The sequence below is a fragment of the Pseudomonas sp. 1152_12 genome (assembly GCF_052850675.1).
This window is the reverse complement of sequence record NZ_VXCW01000052.1, coordinates 1-779: the sequence shown is the minus strand read 5'-3', so window position 1 is coordinate 779 and position 779 is coordinate 1. Positions and strand designations below refer to the sequence as shown.

Annotated in this window: 1 protein-coding gene; it reads right to left on the bottom strand. The window is 63.2% G+C overall.

Annotation, left to right across the window (positions count from 1 at the left end; all coding sequences use genetic code 11):
* Positions 1–779, bottom strand: a 779-nt coding sequence (locus tag FW764_RS28065) for a hypothetical protein (protein ID WP_446436721.1), incomplete at both ends; no start/stop codon positions are given.

Below are 779 nucleotides of genomic sequence, written 5' to 3'. Positions count from 1 at the left end.
TTCAGGTCCTGATTGGCCCGCACTGCGCCGCCACGGTTATCCAGACTGGCGCTGCGCAGGGTCAGCAGGTTTTGCCCAGACAGGCGGCCTGCGCGGTTGTCCACGCTGCCGGCTTGAATATCCACGACGCCTTTGGCCAATACACTGCCTTTGGCTTGGTTGTCCAGCAGGCCATCGACCTTCACGCTCAAGCTGCCATTGCTGACCAAGCTGCCGGACTGGCGGTTATCCAGGCTGGCCGCGGTCACGTTCAAGCGCTGGCCACTGCCCAAGGTGCCGCCTTGGTTGAACAGCGCGCCGGTGGTGGTCAGGTCGAGGCTGACGTCGCCCGTCACATGGCCGTCGTTGCGGTTGTTCAGCGTCATCGCGTTGACCACGCTCGCGCCCGCGCTTGAGACCTCACCGTCGTCATTGAGCAGGTCGGCACTGAGGTTCAGCGCCAGGTCTTTGGAGCTGCTGAACACGCCGCTGCTGTTGTCCAGGCGCGCTGCCTGGGCGCTGAGCCCGGCGGCGGAAATCTGGCCTTTGATGTTGATCAGCGCCTGGTCGAGCTTGAGGGTCAGCGCTTGGTCGCTGAGCAGCTTGCCGTCGCTGTTATCCAGGCTGTTTGCGGCCAGGGTGAAGGCATGTTCGCTGGAGATTTCGCCGCCCTGGTTGGCGACCGTGGACAGGTTTTTAAGCAGCAATTGCCCTGGCGCATGGATCAGGCCGCCGGCGTTATTGAGGTGGCCATTGTTCATGTCCAGGCTCAGGTCGCTGAGGCTGTAGAGCTTGCCGCC